Here is an 18,271-nt window from a genome sequence, read left to right on the forward strand (position 1 = left end):
TGGCCTGTTTGGTTAATTCAGTTAGTCAATTTCGGCGCCTGAGACCCTGATACTGCGTTACCGCTCCTCGCCATAGCCCTGCTATGACTCGTCGCGGCGCCTTGTCTCAGAGCCTCAGCCATCCGAACTTGAGATAACCAATTAACCGCACAGGCCACTAGTCGTTTGTGCTGCCCGCAGATCGACAACCCTACTCAGCAGCGTCGCTATTGCTTGAACTCGAATTGCAGTTCCGCACCTTCGACGGAGCGTAGATAGTCGTCTTCCCGATCATTGGTGATCAGTTTGCCATTCAGTTGGAAAGGCCCCTCGCTCGGCTCTTTGGGCGCGAACATGGGCGGTAGCAGCGGCTTCGGCTCTTCCGGCACGGGTACCTCGTGCTCCAGGCTATCCACCAACTCCTTGGGCAGACGCAGGTCGAGCGTGGCTTGCGGCAATGGCTTTTCTTGCGCGGACTTGGGCGCCTCTTTGACCTCCAAATCCGGCTTGGCGACCTTGGATTCCGCCGGTTTCTCCGCGGGTTTGTTAGCCAAACCGGGGTCGAGGCTGGCCTTAGGCACCGGCGTTTCCTCCACCGAGGCAGGCGCCTGCTTAATTACCAGTTCCGACTTGCCGGCCTCCTGCGGCGCAGTCGTCGGTGGTTTCGGCACCGGTGCACTGGGCGGCACCTTGGGCACTGGCGGCACACCATCGTCGCAAGCACCAAGGGCCAGGACCATCAACAGCAGACCAAGGGTTCGTTTCGCGCTCATCAAAGTTCATCTGCAGGCAAAAGACGCCTATATGCTGGCCCGCCATAGCCGTGCTGACAAGCTCTCAAGGCTGCTGTTCCAGAGCTTTCAGAGCGGCGGCGATATCCAGTTGCGGGTAGTCGCGCTGCAGTTGCTGGCGCAGCGCTTCGGCCTGCTTGTCCTGTCCGCTGCGACGTAGCTGCAACAGCCGGCGCAGACTGTCTTGCGGCTCGTCCACCTGAGTGTCCGCGAATGCCGACGGCGCTGGTTCGGCGACCACCGGCTTGCGCATTTCCCGCTTGGCCTGCGCTTGTGCGGGCGACTCCAGGGCCTTGGCCTGGCTGGCCATCTCGGCCTGCGACTCACGTAACGGCGCGCTGGCAGGACTTGGCGCTGGCGGAGCGCTCATGGGTGCGGGCATCGCGTCGTAACTGGCCGGCGCCTGTTCCAGCGTGCGCCAGGTCAGGCTGATGCCAATCCCCAGACACGCCACGCCGGCCAGCGCCAATGGCCAACGCTGGCGTCGCGCATTGCCGCCCGATAACCAGGTGCTCGTGCGCTGCAGCCAGTTCGGTGCGCGTTCGGTCGGCCGCTGTGCACGGGCCGCCGCGAGGATGCGTGCATCAATCTGTGCCGAAGGTTCACCCTGGCTGTGCGTGCGGAAATGGCCGAGCAATTGCTGCTCCAACTGCCGTTCGTTGTCCGACTGGTGTTGATCATGGTTCATACGGATAACTCCTCGGCGACGGTCGGATCGGCGAGCAAGCGCCGCAGCTTTTGCACGGCATAGCGCAGCCGGCTTTTCACCGTTTCCGCCGGGGTGTGGGTCAGTTCGGCAATCTCGCCCAGCTCCAGATTGCCATGCGCACGCAACAGAAAAACCTCGCGCTGTTCGGCCGGTAGATCGTCCAGCGCGGCCTGCAACCGCTGCTGATCCCGCGCCAGGCCGAGCTGCTGATCCGGGCTGGAGGACGTATCGGGTTCGCCGTGCTGCTGCTCGTCATATTGGTCATGCAGCGCCTGATGACGACCTTGCTTGCGCCAATGGTCGATCAATCGATTGCGGGCGATCTGATACAGCCAGGTCTTGAACTGCACCGCTTCGCGCAATTCGCTGTCGCTACGAATCAGGCTCAGCCAGGTGTCCTGGAACACCTCTTCGGCCAGCGCCGGGTCGCCGCACAGGCCGCAAAGGAAGCGAAACAGGCCAAGCCGATGGCGCGCATACAGCACGCCAAAGGCCTCGCTATCGCCACTCCGGTAACGCTGCAGCAGCTGCGCGTCGCCGGGCATTACGCTTGGGACAGTCACATTCACTGGACCTTGCTGGTGGTTGGAAGGCTTGCGCTGGACGTATTGCCCGTTGAAGTGTGCAGACTGCCGGCCAGCTCGGCCAGTTGAATGAACTCAGCGCGTAAGCCGAAGCGATCGTCACCCTTGGCGGTCCGGGCCAACGCAATCGTCTCGGCGAAGTCGAAGGCGCCGGTGTATTGACCACCCTTGAGTTGCTGAGCGAAAGCGGCCACCGCCGCGGCAAAGCGCAAATCATCGCTGGATTCGGCTATCGGTTGCACTGCTGCTGCCTTGATCGGCACTTCGAGCAGCTTGCTAGCGCCACCCTGCGGCGCCTTGTAGCGGATGCGCAACCACGCCAGCTCGGAATCCGTGGACGCAGACGCCTGGGCGCGCTGATAGCGCAGCGGCTCCAGCCAACCCTTGGCGCCGACCGGGACTATTTCGTACAGCGCAGTGACTACGTGGCCGGCACCAATTTCTCCAGCGTCGACTTTGTCGTTGCTGAAATCTTCCCGCTTGAGCGCGCGGTTTTCATAGCCGAGCAGACGGTACTCGCTGACCTGTGCGGGATTGAATTCGACCTGCAACTTGACGTCCCTGGCCACCACCGCGAGCGTCGAGGCCAACTGCTCGACCAGCACCTTGCGTGCCTCGCGCAGGTTGTCGATATAGGCGTAGTTGCCGTCGCCGGCATCGGCCAGCTGCTCCATCAGCCGCTCGTTGTAGTTGTCAGTGGCAAAGCCCAGGGTGGTCAGCGACACGCCGCTTTTACGCTTGTCGGCGGCCAATTGCTTGAGGGTTTCGAAATCACTGATGCCGACGTTGAAGTCGCCGTCGGTGGCCAGCAGGATGCGGTTGATGCCGCCTTCGATAAAGCCTTGCTGGGCCTGTTGGTAGGCCAGCTTGATGCCCGATTCGCCGGCGGTCGATCCGCCCGCACTGAGTTGTTCGATGGCGGCGTGAATCTTCGCCTTGTCGGTGCCTGACGTAGGTTGCAGCACCACTCGCGACTCACCGGCGTAGACCACCAGCGAGACCTTGTCTTCGCCGCGCAACTGATCGACCAGCAGCTTCAAGGTGCTCTGCACCAGCGGCAGACCTTCGCGACGATCCATCGAGCCGGATACATCGACCAGAAACACCAGGTTGGCCGGCGGCAGGCGCTCAATCGTGGTGTCCGAAGCCTTGATCGCCACCCGCAGCAACCGCGACTGCGGATTCCACGGGGTAATCGCCAGTTCGGTGCTCACGCCGAACGGCGCGTCACCGAACAGCGCGTCACCCTGCGGCAGCGGATAGGCATAGGGGAAATAGTTGACCAGCTCTTCCAGGCGCACCGCTTCTGCCGGCGGCAAACGGCCGTCATTGAGAAGGCGCCGCACATTGGCATAGCTGCCGGTATCCACATCGATGCTGAAGGTCGACACCGGCGCGTCGGCTACTGCCTGTACCGGGTTGTCGGCGAGCTGTTGATACTGCTCGCGGTAGACGTCGCGATAGCCGCTGGTCATGGCATCGGCCAGCGCTGCTGGGGCCGCCGGTGCCACCAGAACTGGCATCGGCCGGGTGGCGAAGCTTTCGCGCGCCAGCGCTTTGCTGTCGATCTGCCTGGCTTGCTCGACCTGCACGCGAGCTTGCTCCGCCATGGGTGCGGCTGCCGGCCGGGCGGACGAGTGGGTGTTGGGCGTCTCGGATTGTGTACCGCCGCAGGCCGCCAAGCCCAGCAACAGGCCGCACAGCAAGGGTTGACGGGCAACGGTAAGGGACGTGGCCATGATGCGTCTCCAGGGAAGGATTGATCCATTCACCGCAGTAGACGCAAGGTTTCGATGATTCGGGTTAACCGCTTAACGAGTAGTAAGTAGCCCGGATGCAATCCGGGGAGGCGTACAAGCCGTTTCCCGGATTACATCCGGGCTACCGCTGGCTTAGCTCAAACCGACTTCCTGGCACAGCTGCGCGGCCAGCATGCCGAGAGTCATCAGCGCACGCTCGGTTTCCCGGTTCCATGGCATGCCGCAGTTCAGGCGGATGCAATGGTTGAACTGCTCGGTATTACTGAAGATCAGCCCCGGCGCGATACTGATACCTTGCTGCAGGGCGCGCATGTGCAGGTCCTTGGTATTCACCCGTGCCGGTAGGCTGATCCACAGGATAAAACCGCCCTTGGGCCGGGTCATCTGCGTGCCCTCGGGGAAAAACTGCTGCACCGCCAGCTGGAAGGCGCTGAGGTTTTTGCGGTACTCCTGACGGATGTAGCGCAAATGGCGGTCGTAACCACCGTTTTCCAGGTACGCGGTCACGCCCATCTGCGTGACGCTGCATGCCGAATAAGTGCTGAAGGTTTGTAACCGCTCGATCTCCGCCTGATGCTTGCCGGCGATGATCCAGCCGATGCGCACCCCGGGTGAGAGGGTTTTCGAGAAGCTCGAGCAGTACACCACGCGTCCCTCGCGATCCTGCGATTTCAGCGCCTTGGTGGGTCCCGGCTCGAACATCAGTTCGCCATAGATATCGTCCTCGATGATCTGAATATCGAAGTCCTTGGCCAGGCGCAGCAGCTGTTTCTGCCGGTCCTCGGGAATGGTGCCACCGAGCGGATTGGAGAGCCGGGCAGTAAGCACCAGCGCCTTGACCGGCCACTGGTTGGCCGCCAGTTGCAGGGCCTCCAGACTGATGCCGGTGGTCGGGTCGCTGGGGATCTCGATGACCTTGAGGCCCAGCAGGTCGGCCAGTTGCAGCAGGCCGTAATAGGTCGGCGATTCAGCGGCGATCAGGTCGCCCGGCTTGGTCAACACCCGCAGCGACATCTGCAGCGCATCCACGCAGCCGTGGGTGATCACTACTTCGGCCGGATCGACCACCACGCCGGCATCGCGCATGCGGATCGCCACCTGACGGCGCAGCGGCTCGAAACCGGGGCTGAACATGTAGCTGAAGGCGCGCGGGCTCTGAAACCGCGTGACCTTGGCCAGTTGCTGATGCAGCGCGCGCACGGGCAGATAATCGACATGCGGCACGGCGGCACCGAAAGGTAAGACCCCCTCGCGGCGCGCCTCGGTGAGCACCTGATTGATGATGCTGCTGCGGGTCACCAGACCCGGACGCTCGACCCGAGCGATATCTGGAGTCAGCGCGGTGAGGGCTGGGGTTTCGTGGACGTAGTAGCCGGATTGCGGGCGCGCGCGAATCAGGCCCTGATCTTCCAGATTGGCATAGGCCTGAAGCACCGTGGCGTGGCTGACACTGAGCTGCTGACTCATCTTGCGTACCGATGGCACTCGCTCGCCCGGCTGAAATACGCCACGGCGAATGTCCTCGGCCAATTGCTGAGCAATACGCTGATAGAGCAACAGATTAGTCATGCGCGCTTCCCTCCGATCACTGGACCGATACAGTAGCGGAACTCACCAAAATTGCACCGGTACAGATTGGGGGATTGTCAGCGATACAGAGCGCGTGCGGCCAATACCGTATCGCTCTAAAACGGGTGTTCTGGGCAGCCTTGGCAATATTTGCGAGCGGCGCGGCGCGCGCGGCCCATATTGAATTCCGGCCAACTGTATCGCGCCGCTGCCGCTCCGGTTGACGGGTCGATTCAGCGTACGGTGAAACGCTGGTCGGCTAGCTTGCGATCGCCCTGAAACACCAGGAAGCGCCATTCGCCAGGCACCATCTCGTATTGCTCGCTGAACTCGAAGGCCATGATGTCCTGCGGCGCGCCGGCGACCATTTTCTGCACCAGCTCGAACTTGTCGTGGCGCACGCCATCCGGCGTGGTCAGGCCCGGCGTCAGATACAGCAGGGTCAGCGGCGTATCGTCGACACGTTTGCCGCTCAGGCTGAAGCGCAGGCCAAACTTGGTGCCGAGTTGCGCCGGGATCACTTCGCTGCGCTCGATCTGCTGATTGCTGCGCATCAGCACGCGCTCACCGGGCTGCAGGTCTTTCGCCTGACTGATGAAAATGCCGTACTCGACCGGTCCATCGACGCGCACTTCGGCTTGGGCCATTTCGGCGTGGACCAGACCGGTCATCGACAACAACGCAGCCAGCACACTCAAACGGGGATATCGCATCACGCACTCCTTGATTGGGATGGCGCGAGGCTATGACGATGGCATGACAGTCTGATGACAGCCTGAAGGCCGCCCGCCGTCAGCGCTGCGCCTTGCGCGGCAGGATGGCGAGAAAATTGTCGCGGGCGACCTTGCGTGCCACCACTTCGGGTAGCGCATCGAGAAATGGGTCGAAGCCGTGCATCAGCTCGCCAAGGCTGTCGAAGCGGCCGACCACATCGGAACCGACCATGAAGCGCTCGGGATAGCGAGTGACCAGCTCGAGCCACTCAGCATCGGGCCGGCCCTGCGCGTCGAGTAGATAGGGCGTGAGCAACGACCAGGACAGATCGATATACAGATTCGGATAAGCCTCGAGCAGCCGCTGCAAGGTCGGCAGAAGGAATTCCAGCTTGGGCTGATGGCGGTGGATTTCCATGCTGCTACCGGCGTGGGCCCAGATGAAGCGCACATGCGGATGGTTACGCAGCGGCTCCTCGACTTCCTTGAGGTACAGCGGATTGCGCTCGCGCTTGGAGGTGATGTTGGCGTGCAGCAGCACCGGCAGGTCGTACTCGGCTGCCAAGTGGTAGACGCGAATCATCGCCTCGTTATTGGCGCGCGGGGTGCTGCCTTCGATCAATGAGGTGAGATCGTCGTGGCGCGTGAACACTTCGCCGATGCCCTGCCAGAGGCCGGGGTCGAGCTCGAGCATGCGCCGAATATGCGCATCGGAGTTCTTGTCGTTGGGATTGAAGCCGGACAGGAATGGATGCAAGCGCCGGCGCTGCTCGGCTGGCAATTGCTTGAGCGCCGCCGCGACGATCACATCGGTAGCGCTATACCAATAGGCGGCCGCGTCGTCGCCGGCGTAATAGCGCGGTCGCTTGGGTTCATCCTCATGCCATTTCTTGGCCACCGGAATGCCGGAAAGCATGACGTGCTCGATGTTATTGGCGTCCATCGCGGCAAGCAGCTTGGTCATGCCTTCGCTTTCCTGGAAGAAGTCCACGTAATGCAGATGGGCATCGCTGTAGCGGTAATCGCGCGCCTCGGCGCTGAATACGCAGAGGCATATCAGCAACATGAGAATCGAACGGAAAACGATCAAACCTGTCCTCCTTGAGCGGTTTTGCGCAGTGGTAGACCCGTTGCGCAGGAGCGTGGTTCATGGATTGTTGAACCGCGAGGCCACCGGGTATGCTGGCACTTTAGCTATGGATCAACGGATGTCCATGCTCTGCCGCCTCTCCTGCCTGTGCCTGGCCCTGCTCGCCGCTTTTGCGGTCGCGGCAAGCGAGTACCTGACCTATCCACTGCATCAGCGCGGGGTAAATCCGCAAACCTACGCAGTCGAGTTGCTCCGTCTGGCCCTGGAGAAAGGCGGCGGCGACTACCTGCTGCAAGCCTCGCCGCAGCCCATGTCGCCGAGCAGAGCTCGCTATTCGCTGGAGCACAACGACAACCAAGTGCAGGTCATCTGGACGATGACCACCCGCGAGCGTGAAGCCACGCTGCTGCCGATCCGCATCCCGATCTACAAAGGCCTGATTGGCTGGCGCATTCCACTGATCCGCGGCGATCAGCGCGAGTTACTGGCCAATATCAGTGATCGCGCCGCGCTGGCCACGCTACGCATTGGCCAGCGCAGCGACTGGCCAGACACCGCCATCCTGCGCGCCAATGGTCAGCAGGTAGAAGTCAGCCCGGCCTATCCAGGCTTGTTCGATATGCTCGCCGCCAAGCGTTTCGATCTGTTCCCGCTGGAAGCCGTGATGGTCCAGCAGGAACAGCAACGCGTCAGCGCCGAGGGCCTGAACATCGCCATCGACAAACATTTGGTGCTGCACTACCCCAGCGCCCTCTACTACTTCACCTCGCGCCAGCGGCCGGAGCTGGCCGAAACCATTCGCCGCGGCCTGGAAGCAGCCATCACCGACGGCAGCTTCGAGCGTCTGTTCCAGAGTTACTTCGCGCTGACGCTAAAGCAGCTGCATCTGCCTCAGCGCCGGGTGATCGAACTGGACAATCCGCTGCTGCCTGACACCCTGCCCCTCGACCGACCCGAACTCTGGTATCACCCTTAACCGGCCCGCCGCCTGCCGCTGTAGTGCGCCTTGCTTGCAATGGCCAAGCACCCGTTATGCTCTGTGCACAACCTGCCGCGAGAGCTGCTCATGACCAACCTGATCCTGATCCAACCGCGCGCCGAGGATGTCGAAGGCCAGCCGATCCTGCGTCTGCTGCCGTCAGCGCTACGCCGGAGCGTCGGCCCCTTCGTGTTCTTCGACCATATGCTGGCGACCGCCTATGCGCCCGGTCGCGGGGTGAATATCCGCCAGCATCCGCATATTGGCCTGTCCACCCTCACCTATTTATTTGAGGGCGAATTGCGGCACAAAGACAGCCTCGGCTCCGACCAGCAGGTGAAACCCGGCGATGTCAGCTGGATGACCGCTGGCCGCGGCGTCGCCCACGTCGAGCGCACGCCGGAGTCGTTGCTGCGTAGCGGCTCGCGCCTACATGGCCTGCAGCTGTGGCTGGCTCTGCCGGAAGTCGACGAACAGGGCGAACCGAGCTACAGCCATCATCCCGCTGCCAGCCTGCCGGTCAGCGAAGCCCTCGGGGTGCGCATCTGCCTGATCGCCGGCCAAGGCTTCTGCCTGCAATCGCCAGTACCGGTACGCTCGCCGACGCTGTACGCCGAACTACAGCTGGACGCCGGTGCCACGCTGGCGATTCCTGACGAACATCCGGAGCGCGCGGTGTATCTGCTCGAAGGGGAAGTCTTGCTGGACGACGAACCGCTGCCAATGCACGGCATGCTCGTGTTGCCAGAGGGCGAAACCTTCACCCTCAGCGCTTGCACGGGCAGTCGACTGGTGATGATCGGCGGCGCGCCGCTCGGCCCGCGGCGCATGAACTGGAACTTCCTCGCCAGCGACCCGGCACTGATCGAGCAAGCCAAACAGCGCTGGGCCGCCGGTGATTGGCCGCCGGTCCCGGGCGAGATCGAACGCATCGAGTTGCCACGTTGATCGCCGGTGTTTTGCCCAGATCGCGAATGCACCGGCATTTGTAGGTTGGCGCTGAGCGCAGCGATGCCCAACAACCGGCAATGGGTATCGCTGCGCTCCACCTACGCAGCCCGGCCCTGGCCTGATCGCGAATGAATTCGCTCCTACACGCCATGGAAAGTGTCAGGCAAATACTTCGTCGAGCAAGGCATACATCGCCGCAAATGCACGCTTGGCGATCTTCGCGTCGTATTGCATCTTGCCCGGCACATTGGCTTGCGGGTCGGTGAAGGAATGGCACGCGCCGCCATAGCTGGTGAGCTGCCAGTCGACATTGACGGCAGTCATTTCCGCGGCGAAATCGGTCAGTTGCGTGCGCGGTACCAGCGGATCGGAGGCGCCATCGAGCACCAGCACCGCACCTTGGATGTTCTTCTCGTCCGCCGGATCTTGGGTGCTCAACGTGCCGTGGAACGACACGCTAGCCCGCAACGCCGCACCGGAACGTGCTAATTCCAGGGCGCAGTGGCCACCAAAACAGAAGCCGAATGCGGCTAGCCGGGAGGTATCGAGCGCCACGTCAGGCTGCGCCTTGAAGGTTTCCAGGGCGGCCTGCATGCGCTGCCGCAGCGCGCCGGCCTTGTCGATGACGGTCATCATCGCCGCGCTGGCGGCGGTGGCGTCCTGCGGCCGTACGCCTTCGCCGTAGAGGTCGGCGATAAACACCACATAACCCTGCGCGACGACCTGCTTGGCGATTTCAATGGCGCCATCGCCGATCCCCATCCAGTTCGGCGCCATCAACAAGCCGGGACGTGGCTGTTGCACGGCGGCATCGAATAGCAGCTGACCTTCGAAGTCCTGTCCCCCGACGATGTAACTGACGGGGCGATTGCTGATCTGACTCATGTTGCCTCCTAGGAACGGTTGACCGGCTCAATCGCCGGCGAATCTCTCGTCAAAAAGATCGTTCATGGCCCGATAGGCCCGGGCCGTAACTTGCGGATTATATTGATTGCGGCCCGGGACTTTGGCATCCGGATCGGTGAACGAATGCACCGCATTGCCATAGCTGACCAGTTGCCAATCGGCCTTGGCCGCGCTCATTTCGGCAATGAAAGCGCTCACCTGCGCTGGCGGTACCGAAGGATCATCCGCGCCATGCAAGACCAGCACGGGGGCTTTGATCTGCTGCGCATCCTGCGGATTGGGGGTGTCGAGGTTGCCATGGAAGGACACGAAGGCCTTGAGCGGCGCTCCCGAGCGCGCCAGTTCGAGAATCGTCCCGCCGCCGAAGCAGAAGCCGATGGCGGCGAGTTTTCCGCTGTCCAGCGCCACCTCCTTCTGCCCGCTCAGCACGTCAGCCGCCGCCTGCGCACGCTTGCGCATCAGCGGCCGATCGTCACGCACGGCAGTCGCCGCGGCTTTGGCCTGCTCGGGATTTTGCGGACGAATCGCTTTGCCATACATGTCGGCGACAAAGATCACGTAGCGGTCTGCGGCAATCAGCTTGGCCTGGCGCACCGCCGCGTCGCTGACGCCCATCCAGTTGGGCACCAGCAACAGTCCTGGGCGCGGATTTCTTACCGCATCGTCATAGACCAGCACGCCTTCGAAGGGCTGCCCGTCGATCTGGTAAGCCAGTGGTTTGCTTTGCACTGCGGCCTGCGCGTGGCCGGCCAGCCCAGCCAGACCGGCGAATAACAGCGGCATGAATCGATTCATGGCCTGCTCTCCTGCAATAAGGGGAATACACAGGGTAGCCGCTGTCCATGGCATTACCGGGTAGGAACCGCCGCGCAATAAAAAAGCCGCCTACCGGTAGCGGTAGGCGGCTTCTTCAACACTCAGCCAGGTATTACGCGGACAGTTCGACCAGCAGCTTGTTGAGGCGGCGCACGTAAGCGGCCGGGTCTTTCAGGCTGTCGCCGGCAGCCAGGGCGGCCTGGTCGAAGAGGATGCGCGACAACTCGCCGAAGCGCTCCTCGTCCGGCTCGGCGTCCAGCTTCTCGATCAGAGGATGCGCCGGATTGAACTCGAAGATCGGCTTCGAGTCCGGCACTTTCTGTCCACTGGCTTCGAGAATCTGGCGCATCTGCAGGCCAAGATCCTGCTCGCCAATCGCCAGAATCGCCGGCGAGTCGGTCAGGCGATGCGACACCCGGACTTCGGCAACTTCTTCACCCAGCGCGGTTTTCAGGCGTTCGACCAGACCTTCTTTGGCCTTGGCGACTTCTTCCTGGGCTTTTTTGTCCTCTTCCGAGTCCAGCTTGCCGAGATCGAGATCGCCACGGGCGACATCGACGAACTGCTTGCCGTCGAACTCGGTGAGGTAGCTCATCAGCCACTCGTCGATGCGGTCGGTGAGCAGCAATACCTCGATGCCTTTCTTGCGGAAGACCTCCAGGTGTGGGCTGTTCTTGACCTGCGCATAGCTCTCGCCAGTCAGGTAGTAGACCTTGTCCTGGGCTTCCTTGACGCGGCCCAGATAGTCGGCCAGCGAGACGCTTTGCTCACCGCTTTCATCGCTGGTGGAGGCGAAGCGCAGCAGGCTGGCGATCTTCTCCTTGTTAGCGAAGTCTTCCGCCGGGCCTTCTTTGAGCACCTGCCCGAAGTTCTTCCAGAAGCCCTTGTATTGCTCCGGTTCGTTCTTCGCCAGCTTCTCGAGCATGTCGAGTACGCGCTTGGTCAACGCCGACTTCATCGAGTCGATCACCGGGTCCTTCTGCAGGATCTCGCGCGAGACGTTCAGCGACAGGTCGTTGGAATCGACCACGCCCTTGATGAAGCGCAGGTACAGCGGCAGGAACTCGTCGGCCTGGTCCATGATGAACACGCGCTGCACATACAGTTTGAGGCCCTTGGGCGCCTCGCGCTGGTATAAGTCGAATGGCGCACGGCCCGGCACGTAGAGCAGCGAGCTGTACTCCAGCTTGCCCTCGACCTTGTTGTGACTCCAGGCCAGCGGGTTGTCGAAGTCATGGGCGACGTGCTTGTAGAACTCCTGGTATTCCTCGTCTTTCACTTCGGTGCGCGGACGGGTCCACAGCGCGCTAGCGCGGTTGACGGTCTCCCATTCGGCTTCCGCCGGCTTGTCCTTCTCCTCACCGTGGTGCTCTTTCGGCAGTTCGATCGGCAGCGCGATGTGGTCGGAATACTTTTTGACGATGTTGCGCAGGCGCCAACCATCGGCGAACTCTTCTTCGCCGCTTTTCAGATGCAGGACGATGCGCGTGCCGCGTTCGGCCTTGTCGACGGTGGCGACTTCGAAATCACCCTCGCCTTTCGATGACCAATGCACGCCTTCGCCAGCCGGTAAGCCCGCACGGCGACTGAAGACGTCGACTTTGTCGGCCACGATGAAAGCCGAATAGAAGCCCACGCCGAACTGACCGATCAGGTGCGAATCCTTCTTCTGATCGCCGGAGAGGTTTTTCAGGAAGTCTGCAGTGCCGGACTTGGCGATAGTGCCCAGGTGGGCAATCGCGTCTTCGCGGCTCATGCCAATGCCGTTGTCTTCGAGGGTGACGGTTTTCGCGTCTTTATCGAAGGACACGCGAATCTTCAGCTCGGAGCCGCCTTCCAGTAACTCAGGCTTGGCCAAGGCTTCGAAGCGCAGTTTGTCGACTGCGTCGGAGGCGTTGGAGATCAATTCGCGAAGGAAAATTTCCTTGTTGGAGTACAGCGAATGGATCATCAGATGAAGCAGTTGCTTCACCTCGGTTTGGAAGCCCAGTGTTTCTTTTTGAGTTTCCACACTCATGGTCGTCTAACTCCACTCAGATGGCATAAACCGCTAACGCGGCGGATGTCATGCAGATGGGGGCAACGACTGGCATTTCAAGTGCTTAGCCAAACAGTCGATGCTGCCCGAGCTCAGGGCTCGAGCAGTTCGATGCTGCTGATTTCTTCGGGACGCAGGGCAAAGCTGGCGGCACCGGGGCCACCCAGGTTGCGCTGGATGATGATTTGCCCTTGGGTATCGATGCCACGGAAGCGCCCTTCCGCTTGCGCGCCGCGCTCGGTCAACACGCGCATGGCGAGATTCTGATACTGCCCTGGGTTGCTTTGCAGACGAGCCAGACTGAAGCGCGAGCGGCGATCCACCGGACGGATGCTGGGCGCCGCGGCAGCACTAGTGGCGATCGAAGAGCCCGCGCCAACGGTTGCGCTGTTGGCTACCTGGGGCAAGGGCTGAAAATGATCGCCATCGACACGCCAACCTTTGGCTGAAGTCTTGTGCAGCAGGATGGGCAGATGCTGCGACTGGCCATCGATGCGTGCATCAATCTGCACGTCGAGCTTCTCGGCCGGCAGGCTGATCGGCGGCAGATTCACGATCTGCACGGCGCGCGTCGCGAAACGCCGCTGCAGGTAGTTGTCGATGACGTAGAGCAGCGTATCCCGCGAGTCATGGCGGGTATCGACCCGGCCATCGATATAGCGCAGACGATTGCTGAACAGCTCGACTCGACCACTCAAGGTGGTCTTGAACTGCGGCGGCAGAACCAGATGAAACGCCCCGACCAACTTGTTCGGCGCCTGTGGCTCGAGCTTCAGATGCAGGGTGTAGCCGTGACTGAGGCGCCGCGCCTCGGGCAGCTCCTGCTCCGGTAGCAACCAGCTGACCTGCACTTCCGGTAAAGCCCCGCGATCTTGCGGCAGCACATCCACCTGGACGGCGCCCTTGACCGGTTGCGGCAGGCGGATGCTGATCTCGCGGCGGGCAAAAAAATCCTGGCCTTCGCGCAGAATCAAGGTGCCATCGATCAATTCGCCTTGCTGCGGCGCGAATGGCTGACCATTGAGCTCGCCGCGCAACTGTATGGTCAGCTCCGCCGGCGTTTGCACCTGCGGCTTCAGCCAGCGCAAGCTCAAGATCGCTTCCAGGCGCTGCGGATCGTTACTGGCCAGCATGGTCAGACCCACCACCAATGGAATGCAGCCCAATGCACCGAGCACCACCGCCTTGCGCGCCACCCGCCAGTGCCGCAGCACATACAGCACGGTCAGCGGCGGCAACAAACTACCGATGCCCCACAGCAGGCTGGTACCAAAAGCCAGCATGACCAGCCAGACCAGCCCGGCAAGAATCAACAGCAAACCGCCGAGGATCAACAGCGCATCCATCCGGTATTCCTTATGCGTGGGCCGACCTGCTCAGGGGCGGGAGCGGTTCAAGGTTCATCAACTTTGAAATGCGCGCGCGCCGTGGCGATGGGTTCAGCTTGAGTAGTCTGCCAGGCGGTGATCGCTACGTTGGCGACCCGACGACCTTGTCGCCACACCTGGCACTGGGCGTAGGTGTCACGATAGTGACCTGCACGCAGGTAATCTATCGAGAAGTCGATGATTTTTGGCAAATGTGGTGTGCCCATAAACATCAGCAAATGCAGCATCGCCGAGTGCTCCATGAAGCCGGCGATCACCCCGCCATGAATGGCCGGCAGCACCGGATTGCCGATGCTGTCTTTATTGGCCGGTAGGCGAAACACCATGTCATCGCCGAGACGCAGGCATTCGATGCCGAGCAGCTTGGCGTATGGCGTCAAGCTAAGCAGTGCGTCGTAGTTGTTCTTCTCGTGGGCTTCGGCGACTAGCTTATTGAGATTCAGATCGCTCATTGCGTAGCCCCCGAAGAGTTATTGCCTGTGGTCTTGCCCATGCGCATGAAAGTCCCGACTACATGGGCAATCGGCTGATTCGGATCGTCCTGATAGGCGTAACCGCGAGTGAAGATGATATTCGGCGTCACTCGGTAGCATTCGGCAAATCCGTAGACATCTTTGTACGGTTCAGCTGGATGCATGTAGTCGATGCGCAGATCGAGCGTTGGGCAGATCTCGAAATCCGGCAGGACGCAGACGGTGGAAATGCCACAAGTGGTGTCCATCAGGGTGGTGATAGCGCCACCATGGATCACCCCAGTCTCGGGGTTGCCGATAATGGACTCGCTGTAGGGCAAGCGCAGGGTGAGGCCGGCGCCTGTGGTTGAGTGCACGCTCATGCCCAGCACCTGACAGTGGCGCAGGACTGTTAGAAAGCGTTGGGCACGCTCGATAATCAAGTTATCACTCATCGTCTAGTCTCAGGGGGCGCAAAAAGCGCGCATCATACCCGCTCCACCCAGGGGTGACATGCAGTCAACCATTTGCCTCCGCCTGTCGGGAACTTCGGTACCACATCACAACTCCAACTGCTTGTTGAACGGAAAGCCACACAAGGAAATCTGACCATGCAAAAACCGCTGACTTATGCCTTGCTACTCGCTGCAACCCTCGGTCTTGCCGCATGCGACAAGACCCCGGAAGACAAGATGAATGCCGCCAAAGAATCGGCCTCTGATGCCATGCAGTCCGCTGGCGATGCCACCAAAGAAGCCGGCGCGGCCATTCAGCAGAAGGCCGAGGAAGCCGGCGCGGCCATTGAAGAAAAAGCCAATGAGGCCGTTGACGCGACTCAAGCTGCGGCGGAAGACGCCAAGGATGCAGTCAAAGATCAATAACCCAGTTCCGCTCCATCATCCCACCCGCCAAGGCCCGCACGTTGCGGGCCTTGTGCTTTCTGGATCAGAGCACCGGACTGAGCATCAGCAACAGACAGCACAACAGGCCGATCACCCATACCAGGCTGCGTGCAGGCGCTTTATCCGCCCAGTACAACCACAGATAAAGCACTCGCGAAATCACGAAAGTCACCGCCAGGAGATCTACCCACCAGCCGAAGACCTCGGTGGTATGGGCCATCAGCACACCCACGGCAAACAGCGGGAATATCTCAATGCTGTTCAAATGCGCCGCATGCGCCCGGGCGCCAAATCCGGTCAGGCGCGCCTGTTGCCCGCGCGGATCATGGTTGTCATACCCCTTCCCTTCCTCCTTCATCGCCTTGGCCAGGGGAAGCTTGGCCACATAAATCAGTAAGGCGGCGATAAACACACACCAAAACGGGGTGCTCATTCGTTTTTCTCCTTGAGCGGCTCTGGGGCCGTGGTCTGGGTATACACCATCACTTCGAGTACATCCGAATGAAACTCGCGCCGATAGAGGACCAGCACAACACCGCTGGTCACCAAGATGAACACCCACGGATTGAGAAACCAGGCGAGCACAGCCATGCCGAAATAGTAAGAGCGCAGCCCCAGGTTGAACTGGTTGGCGGCCATTGAAATCACCCGCGCCGCACGCTCGGAAAAGGCTTTGCGCTCCTGCTCGCTGACATACCGCTCACCAACCATCGGCGCCGAACCGATCAGCACCGCGGCGAAATTGTATTGACGCATGCACCAGCTGAAGGTGAAGAAGGCGTAGACGAAGACGATCGCCAGACACAGCAGCTTGATTTCCGAGAGCCCACGACTGACCGGCTGCACCAGCGGCAGATCGGCCAACAGCGATACCGCGCGCTCGGAGGAGCCAAGCACGGTGAGAATGCCAGCAAGGATGATCAAGGTGCTCGAAGCGAAGAACGATGCATTGCGCTCCAGATTACCGATCACGCTGGCATCGGCAATGCGGTTGTCGCGCAACAGCAGGCGACGCATCCAGTCTTCCCGATAGAGGTGCAGGACACTGGCTAGACAAGCCGTATCACGGCCCTTCCAGATCGCATAACGGGTGTAACCCGCCCAACAAACAATGAACCAGAAGACAGCCAACACATGTGGCCAAAAGCTCTCGGTCGCGAACATGCCAACTCCTTGTATATGCCTGGCGATTATAGCCAGCTGCGTGTTTCGCACACGCAACAAAAAGGCCGCCTAGAGGCAGCCTTTTTGAGTCAAAAGAGATCAGGCGGTGACTTCGCGTGGCGCACCCAATAGACGGTCATAGACGCTCGCCGCAGCCAGGGTCAGCACGGCCGGCAACAGCCAGGCCAGGCCCTGCTCGGACAGAGGCAAATGAGTGAGCCAAGACGGCATCCAATGCGCCAACTCGGCCACTTTAAGACCATCGACAACACCAAACAGCAGCGATACCAGCATCACCGGAACGATGACGCGGCTTGGCGAATACCAAAGGCTCCAGCAGAAGCTCAGCGCCACCAGAACGATGCATGGCGGGTAAATGGTGGTCAGGACTGGCACCGATACCTGGATCAACTTGGTTAGGCCCAGGTTGGATACCAGCAACGAAAAGCCGGCCAGGATCACCACCAGGCTGCGGTAAGACAGCGGCAGCAATTGGCTGAAGTATTCGGCGCACGCACAGGTCAGGCCCACCGCCGTAACCAGACAGGCCAGCGAGATCAGCACCGCAAGAAAAGCGCTGCCCCAGGCGCCGAAAGTGTGCTGCACATAGGCATGCAGAATCGCAGCACCGTTGCTCGCCTCGCCAGCAATCGAATGACTACCCGCACCGAGGCGGAACAGGCTGATGTACACCAACGCCAAACCGACGCCGGCGATCAATCCGGCAATGACGGCATAACGGGTGATCAGCCGCGGCGACTCGACTCCGCGCGAGCGAATCGCGTTGACGATGACGATGCCGAAAACCAGCGCGCCCAGCGTATCCATGGTCAGGTAGCCGCTGACGAAACCCTGAGAGAATGGGGCCGCCTGATAAGCCGGTGTGGCGTCGCCGATCGTGCCCAGCGGCAGCATGAAGGCGGCGATACCGAGCGCCAGCAGCGCAATGATCTTGAGGGGCGCCAAGACCCGGCCAACGGTGTCCAGCAGGCGTCCCGGATACAGCGAAACCGCCAGCACCACAGCGAAATACACCAGGCTATAGGCGAACAACGCCAGCGGTGTATTGCCGGTCAACGGTGCCACCCCGACCTCAAAAGACACTGTGGCGGTGCGCGGCGTGGCAAACAGCGGGCCCACCGATAGATAGCAGACCACCGCCAGCACCACGCCGGCGGTTTTGCCGATCGGGCCGCTGAGCGCATCCATGGCGCCGCCAACCTTGGCCAAGGCCACGATAGTAATGACGGGTAGCCCCACGGCGGTGATCAGAAAACCCAGTGCCGCGAGCCACACATGCGGACCGGACTGCAGGCCGACAATTGGGGGGAAAATGATGTTGCCAGCACCAACGAACAAGGCAAAAGTCATGAAGCCGAGTGCCAGAATGTCCTGGCCTTTCAGGGATTTCATCTAGGAATACCGCATCGCTAAATCGAATTTGTGGGGAGGGTTTCCGTGTGTGTCGAGGAAACGTCGT

General features: G+C 61.1%; 19 protein-coding genes. 3 read left to right on the plus strand and 16 right to left on the minus strand.

The window, feature by feature from the left end:
* Positions 1-206: 206 nt before the first annotated feature.
* From NVV93_RS11635 to NVV93_RS11665, 7 genes are all read right to left on the minus strand, one after another.
* Positions 207-752 carry a hypothetical protein gene (locus NVV93_RS11635; protein WP_258250811.1) on the minus strand — a complete coding sequence of 182 codons (546 nt, stop codon included), beginning with the start codon at positions 750-752 and terminating at the stop codon, positions 207-209.
* A 64-nt stretch (positions 753-816) separates the two neighbouring features.
* Positions 817-1,458: a hypothetical protein gene (locus NVV93_RS11640; protein ID WP_258250812.1), complete on the minus strand. Its 642-nt coding sequence runs from the start codon at positions 1,456-1,458 to the stop codon at positions 817-819.
* Positions 1,455-2,024: an RNA polymerase sigma factor gene (locus tag NVV93_RS11645; protein ID WP_258254348.1), complete on the minus strand. Its 570-nt coding sequence runs from the start codon at positions 2,022-2,024 to the stop codon at positions 1,455-1,457. Before NVV93_RS11645 ends, NVV93_RS11640 begins: the two co-directional genes overlap by 4 nt.
* 20 nt (positions 2,025-2,044) lie before the next feature.
* A complete protein-coding gene (locus NVV93_RS11650; RefSeq protein WP_258250813.1) occupies positions 2,045-3,802 on the minus strand; it encodes a VWA domain-containing protein in 1,758 nt (585 codons plus the stop codon).
* Positions 3,803-3,955: 153 nt separating this feature from the next.
* Positions 3,956-5,392: a PLP-dependent aminotransferase family protein gene (locus NVV93_RS11655; protein WP_258250814.1), complete on the minus strand. Its 1,437-nt coding sequence runs from the start codon at positions 5,390-5,392 to the stop codon at positions 3,956-3,958.
* Between the two features lie 233 nt (positions 5,393-5,625).
* A complete protein-coding gene (locus tag NVV93_RS11660) occupies positions 5,626-6,105 on the minus strand; it encodes a DUF3859 domain-containing protein (RefSeq protein WP_258250815.1) in 480 nt (159 codons plus the stop codon).
* Positions 6,106-6,184: 79 nt separating this feature from the next.
* On the minus strand, positions 6,185-7,171 hold the full coding sequence (locus NVV93_RS11665) for an amidohydrolase family protein (protein ID WP_258254349.1): 987 nt from the start codon (positions 7,169-7,171) through the stop codon (positions 6,185-6,187).
* A 142-nt stretch (positions 7,172-7,313) separates the two neighbouring features.
* Here NVV93_RS11665 and NVV93_RS11670 point away from each other — a divergent pair, with 142 nt between their 5' ends.
* Together NVV93_RS11670 and NVV93_RS11675 are read left to right on the plus strand one after the other, a co-directional pair.
* Entirely contained in the window at positions 7,314-8,171 is an 858-nt protein-coding gene (locus NVV93_RS11670; RefSeq protein ID WP_258250816.1) for an ABC transporter substrate-binding protein, read from the plus strand.
* A gap of 90 nt (positions 8,172-8,261) precedes the next feature.
* Complete coding sequence (locus NVV93_RS11675; protein WP_258250817.1) at positions 8,262-9,122, plus strand: pirin family protein; 861 nt, start codon at positions 8,262-8,264, stop codon at positions 9,120-9,122.
* A gap of 162 nt (positions 9,123-9,284) precedes the next feature.
* Here the strand turns inward: NVV93_RS11675 and NVV93_RS11680 are convergent, their stop codons facing one another.
* From NVV93_RS11680 to NVV93_RS11705, 6 genes are all read right to left on the minus strand, one after another.
* On the minus strand, positions 9,285-10,010 hold the full coding sequence (locus NVV93_RS11680; RefSeq protein WP_258250818.1) for a dienelactone hydrolase family protein: 726 nt from the start codon (positions 10,008-10,010) through the stop codon (positions 9,285-9,287).
* Between the two features lie 27 nt (positions 10,011-10,037).
* On the minus strand, positions 10,038-10,814 hold the full coding sequence (locus NVV93_RS11685) for a dienelactone hydrolase family protein (protein WP_375162929.1): 777 nt from the start codon (positions 10,812-10,814) through the stop codon (positions 10,038-10,040).
* A gap of 145 nt (positions 10,815-10,959) precedes the next feature.
* Positions 10,960-12,864: a molecular chaperone HtpG gene (gene htpG / locus NVV93_RS11690; protein WP_258250820.1), complete on the minus strand. Its 1,905-nt coding sequence runs from the start codon at positions 12,862-12,864 to the stop codon at positions 10,960-10,962.
* A 113-nt stretch (positions 12,865-12,977) separates the two neighbouring features.
* On the minus strand, positions 12,978-14,231 hold the full coding sequence (locus tag NVV93_RS11695; RefSeq protein WP_258250821.1) for an MFS transporter: 1,254 nt from the start codon (positions 14,229-14,231) through the stop codon (positions 12,978-12,980).
* Positions 14,232-14,278: 47 nt separating this feature from the next.
* Positions 14,279-14,725: a PaaI family thioesterase gene (locus NVV93_RS11700; RefSeq protein WP_258250822.1), complete on the minus strand. Its 447-nt coding sequence runs from the start codon at positions 14,723-14,725 to the stop codon at positions 14,279-14,281.
* Positions 14,722-15,180, minus strand: a complete 459-nt coding sequence (locus tag NVV93_RS11705) for a PaaI family thioesterase (RefSeq protein WP_258250823.1) — start codon at positions 15,178-15,180, stop codon at positions 14,722-14,724. The genes NVV93_RS11700 and NVV93_RS11705 overlap by 4 nt, the downstream gene beginning before the upstream one ends.
* A gap of 156 nt (positions 15,181-15,336) precedes the next feature.
* Here NVV93_RS11705 and NVV93_RS11710 point away from each other — a divergent pair, with 156 nt between their 5' ends.
* Entirely contained in the window at positions 15,337-15,606 is a 270-nt protein-coding gene (locus tag NVV93_RS11710) for a hypothetical protein (protein ID WP_258250824.1), read from the plus strand.
* 64 nt (positions 15,607-15,670) lie between these two features.
* Here the strand turns inward: NVV93_RS11710 and NVV93_RS11715 are convergent, their stop codons facing one another.
* The 3 genes from NVV93_RS11715 to brnQ all read right to left on the minus strand — a co-directional run bounded on the left by NVV93_RS11715 (position 15,671) and on the right by brnQ (position 18,204).
* Entirely contained in the window at positions 15,671-16,060 is a 390-nt protein-coding gene (locus NVV93_RS11715; RefSeq protein WP_258250825.1) for an MAPEG family protein, read from the minus strand.
* Positions 16,057-16,791 (minus strand): DUF599 domain-containing protein, encoded by a 735-nt coding sequence (locus NVV93_RS11720; RefSeq protein ID WP_258250826.1) that lies wholly within the window; start codon positions 16,789-16,791, stop codon positions 16,057-16,059. The genes NVV93_RS11715 and NVV93_RS11720 overlap by 4 nt, the downstream gene beginning before the upstream one ends.
* 99 nt (positions 16,792-16,890) lie before the next feature.
* Positions 16,891-18,204: a branched-chain amino acid transport system II carrier protein gene (brnQ, locus tag NVV93_RS11725; protein ID WP_258250827.1), complete on the minus strand. Its 1,314-nt coding sequence runs from the start codon at positions 18,202-18,204 to the stop codon at positions 16,891-16,893.
* Positions 18,205-18,271: the final 67 nt, after the last annotated feature.

This window comes from Pseudomonas sp. LS44, assembly GCF_024730785.1.
GTDB lineage: Bacteria > Pseudomonadota > Gammaproteobacteria > Pseudomonadales > Pseudomonadaceae > Aquipseudomonas.

Coding starts and splice junctions, on each gene's coding strand:
- NVV93_RS11635 (WP_258250811.1), bottom strand. CDS start 752: ATGAGCGCGAAACGAACCCTTGGTCTGCTGTTGATGGTCCTGGCCCTT.
- NVV93_RS11640 (WP_258250812.1), bottom strand. CDS start 1,458: ATGAACCATGATCAACACCAGTCGGACAACGAACGGCAGTTGGAGCAG.
- NVV93_RS11645 (WP_258254348.1), bottom strand. CDS start 2,024: ATGCCCGGCGACGCGCAGCTGCTGCAGCGTTACCGGAGTGGCGATAGC.
- NVV93_RS11650 (WP_258250813.1), bottom strand. CDS start 3,802: ATGGCCACGTCCCTTACCGTTGCCCGTCAACCCTTGCTGTGCGGCCTG.
- NVV93_RS11655 (WP_258250814.1), bottom strand. CDS start 5,392: ATGACTAATCTGTTGCTCTATCAGCGTATTGCTCAGCAATTGGCCGAG.
- NVV93_RS11660 (WP_258250815.1), bottom strand. CDS start 6,105: ATGCGATATCCCCGTTTGAGTGTGCTGGCTGCGTTGTTGTCGATGACC.
- NVV93_RS11665 (WP_258254349.1), bottom strand. CDS start 7,171: ATGTTGCTGATATGCCTCTGCGTATTCAGCGCCGAGGCGCGCGATTAC.
- NVV93_RS11670 (WP_258250816.1), top strand. CDS start 7,314: ATGTCCATGCTCTGCCGCCTCTCCTGCCTGTGCCTGGCCCTGCTCGCC.
- NVV93_RS11675 (WP_258250817.1), top strand. CDS start 8,262: ATGACCAACCTGATCCTGATCCAACCGCGCGCCGAGGATGTCGAAGGC.
- NVV93_RS11680 (WP_258250818.1), bottom strand. CDS start 10,010: ATGAGTCAGATCAGCAATCGCCCCGTCAGTTACATCGTCGGGGGACAG.
- NVV93_RS11685 (WP_375162929.1), bottom strand. CDS start 10,814: ATGCCGCTGTTATTCGCCGGTCTGGCTGGGCTGGCCGGCCACGCGCAG.
- htpG (WP_258250820.1), bottom strand. CDS start 12,864: ATGAGTGTGGAAACTCAAAAAGAAACACTGGGCTTCCAAACCGAGGTG.
- NVV93_RS11695 (WP_258250821.1), bottom strand. CDS start 14,231: ATGGATGCGCTGTTGATCCTCGGCGGTTTGCTGTTGATTCTTGCCGGG.
- NVV93_RS11700 (WP_258250822.1), bottom strand. CDS start 14,725: ATGAGCGATCTGAATCTCAATAAGCTAGTCGCCGAAGCCCACGAGAAG.
- NVV93_RS11705 (WP_258250823.1), bottom strand. CDS start 15,180: ATGAGTGATAACTTGATTATCGAGCGTGCCCAACGCTTTCTAACAGTC.
- NVV93_RS11710 (WP_258250824.1), top strand. CDS start 15,337: ATGCAAAAACCGCTGACTTATGCCTTGCTACTCGCTGCAACCCTCGGT.
- NVV93_RS11715 (WP_258250825.1), bottom strand. CDS start 16,060: ATGAGCACCCCGTTTTGGTGTGTGTTTATCGCCGCCTTACTGATTTAT.
- NVV93_RS11720 (WP_258250826.1), bottom strand. CDS start 16,791: ATGTTCGCGACCGAGAGCTTTTGGCCACATGTGTTGGCTGTCTTCTGG.
- brnQ (WP_258250827.1), bottom strand. CDS start 18,204: ATGAAATCCCTGAAAGGCCAGGACATTCTGGCACTCGGCTTCATGACT.